This is a genomic window from Vibrio sp. V43_P6S15P86, from assembly GCF_009904725.1.
Taxonomy (GTDB): Bacteria; Pseudomonadota; Gammaproteobacteria; order Enterobacterales; family Vibrionaceae; genus Vibrio; species Vibrio diabolicus.
The window spans coordinates 1-2,914 of the sequence record NZ_WXWT01000074.1 but is presented as its reverse complement, the minus strand read 5'-3'; the positions used below and the strand labels follow the sequence as shown (position 1 = coordinate 2,914).

The following is a 2,914-nucleotide window of genomic DNA, read 5'->3' as shown; positions in this document are numbered from 1 at the left end:
CTCTGGTACAGGTAGGTCATTGAACCAAAGGTTCCTACTTAGGGGGAGAACTGGATACTCAGCTTCGAGAGTCTTATTGTTATTTATAAAGTAAACACTAATATCTGATGAATAAATTGAATCACTAGATTTAAGCTCTACAGTATCTATACCAAAATCAGAGCCTACAAATAAGCACATCAAGTTATAGAGATCTTCTAACTCCTTACGGACACTCTCTACTGGTAAAGGAGACTTGAAAGAAGAGCCTAATCTTGGCGGAAACTCAATCCCAGAACTAAAAGTTAAAGCACTACCAAATGTTCTTAATTGATAAGTAAGTTGAATAAGACATTTATCCTCCACCAAATGTGTAAACTCTGTCGTATCTTCAAAGGGGGTTAGAGTTTTATTTGCATGCTTCAGAATGATTTCATTTTGAGTATTAGTATGTCTTACCCACTTTTTCATCATAGGAGCATCAATAGAGATGCCATCGATATTCCCAAGACCTTTGAACGAACTTGAGGAGCATATGATAAATCCTATATCGAAGTCATACTCATAAAACCCTAAAGGGTTGTCTGGCGACATACTAAGAGCCTTACTACTTGAGCTTACTAAAGTAATATCAAGTAAAATAAAGTCCTTTTTAAATGAACTGCATTCGATCTTTGTAGGACTGTAAAAGCTTACGGATGCATGTCGCTCTGCTGACACATGCAAGGTACATGAGCTTGGAGACAGCCTTAAAACACCATTAAATCTATTTGCACCATCTTTTACGGTAACGTCGAACTTGTAAGACTTATTGAGCTCCAATAATTTATCTTCATCAAACAATGATTGTCATCCCCACAAAACACAAGCTTAGTGTTATATGATACCACTCACACACCCTGTATTGTAATGAAAAAGGGAGCGTATGGTATCCATTCCCTCTATTGCCAAAACAGTCATTAGATAATTAGAGGGAAAATAGACGACGCACACTTTGATAGCTGATGTGTCGTAACACCGAATGGGGCACTTTCGAGTTAGAAAGTGCCACAGGTAAAAATTCAATCCGAGAAGCTTTTGGACAGAAGTTTGTCGCGGTGACTGGGGGAAGCAACTATTAAGGAAAATTATGAGTTGAAAAGCAACTGAGAAGGATTTCTTCCTAGTTGCCAGTACGGAATGGGGAAAAATAAGCTGGTCGCACATTCATCGATTTGCTAACTCGATGATGATTGTGAGAGAACAACTTAATTATAAAGTTGGCTTTGTTTTACAGCGTTTTACCAATCATCTGGCTCACGAAGCTTCGCTTGTTGCCGGCTTACAGCTTTATCTTGAATATGTAGCTCAAGATCTAGTGATGACAGCAGGCGCATCAGACTTTCGATACTGGATGAGGCCGGATCGCGTTCAAGCTTTGATACTGTTGTCTGTTTTAACCCAACCATGTCCCCGACTTTAGTCTGGTTTCGTCCTTGAGTTCTGCGTACATCACGTAGGTATATTCCCAGTTGCATAGGACTTGTTATGAGCATATCTGCCTCCAATGTAAAAGTTATCCTCTATAGGGGATATTAGCACTTTATCCCCTTCAGGGGTTAGAGGTAAAGTAGTAGCGTTTGTTTTGATGGAGAGATTAATTGAGATGCGTCAAATATTCCTAGGTCCAAAGCGTCATTCGATTTGCTGTCAATTTGTGCTTTTAAACTCTCTCGTCGATGCGTGGACAGCGATGCCAAAAACCGCTCTACGATGCACTTGTTGCTCTCAAACCTCTGCCAAACAACATCACATAGTGTACCGATGGCTTAAAACGTCGCTTCAAATGGCAATAATCCCGCTAACTGATGCGCATAGTTTTCCCAAAACTGACACTGCTCTCTCGTCATAAATTCATGGTGTGGCGCTACCTTAGACTGAATAACTCTCCCATCGCAAATTCGCATCCGACCACAGGCACAACTGAAATGCTCGTCATAAAAACGAACGTCAAACGTTAACCCTGGGTTTTGGTCTGACAAAGCAAAAACTATCTCCTTAGGATACGTATTTAGGGTGGTGAATATGATTGGCTCTAAATGCGGAGTTCCTTCATCGCATGCTTCTTGAAACCGAAGCAAATTAATGTAGTCCTCCATATCTACGGGAAAGTCATCTTTCCATGGATTAAAGCATCGATAAGGCACACCGCATTCAAATACATCGCAGGCCCCCCAATGGCGCATCATCCACGGCTCTTTTATAAAGTAATCCGTGGCGTTTCGTATCGCCGCTGGCATCGGGACAATGTTGTTGAAGTCAATTTGACCAAAGTGGTCAACAATATTAAGGTACAGTGCTTTGCACTTCTCTGAATCGCCACTTATGGTCAATTCACTGGTAATTCGATAAGTCATATATTAATTCCTATTTTTATTATTGTTTTTAATCAGGTATAGATAAGACACCTATCATTAGAGAGGCGGAGAAACGCATGCACTCTCTTGACATGAATAGACGTACAATATACTGAATTAAGCTCTGCGCTTTAGCGCAGAACTCGATGGCCTGTTACTGAAAGTTCATATATTGCAGGAGCGGATTCGCTTGTTTGAGCGTCTGACGCTGAGCAAGCAGCTCAGCGACCACCCGTTTTTTATCTTCTCCTATTGCACAGGCAATAAGAAACGCATCGACTTCATGCGACATGAAGCCCACGGCTTTTGGACCCAGTTGTACAGCGGGCGGAAATGTGCCATCATTAATTCGGCGATGTAAGGTAGCTTGAGATAAACCAACGCGTTTTAATACGTCAGCTTTCTTTTCTATTTTCAGTTGATTAATTGGGTGTATAAGCGTCATGAGACGCCTCCGTTTATTTTTATTATTATGACTCAATGAGCCGTTAAAAACATAATATTCGAGTTTTAAAGTGAAAAGCAATCACTTTTTCGTA

At 40.7% G+C, this 2,914-nt stretch carries 3 protein-coding genes and 1 pseudogene; all 4 read right to left on the bottom strand.

Going from position 1 to position 2,914, the window contains the following annotated elements; genetic code table 11:
* Positions 1 to 822, bottom strand: a pseudogene (locus tag CAG69_RS03360) (hypothetical protein); the annotation flags it as partial.
* A gap of 437 nt (positions 823 to 1,259) precedes the next feature.
* Entirely contained in the window at positions 1,260 to 1,514 is a 255-nt protein-coding gene (locus CAG69_RS03355) for a helix-turn-helix domain-containing protein (protein WP_029851782.1), read from the bottom strand.
* A 273-nt stretch (positions 1,515 to 1,787) separates the two neighbouring features.
* A complete protein-coding gene (locus tag CAG69_RS03350) occupies positions 1,788 to 2,375 on the bottom strand; it encodes a hypothetical protein (protein ID WP_012841705.1) in 588 nt (195 codons plus the stop codon).
* A 154-nt stretch (positions 2,376 to 2,529) separates the two neighbouring features.
* Positions 2,530 to 2,820, bottom strand: coding sequence for a helix-turn-helix transcriptional regulator (locus CAG69_RS03345; protein WP_012841704.1), 291 nt, complete (start codon positions 2,818 to 2,820; stop codon positions 2,530 to 2,532).
* Positions 2,821 to 2,914 lie beyond the last annotated feature (94 nt).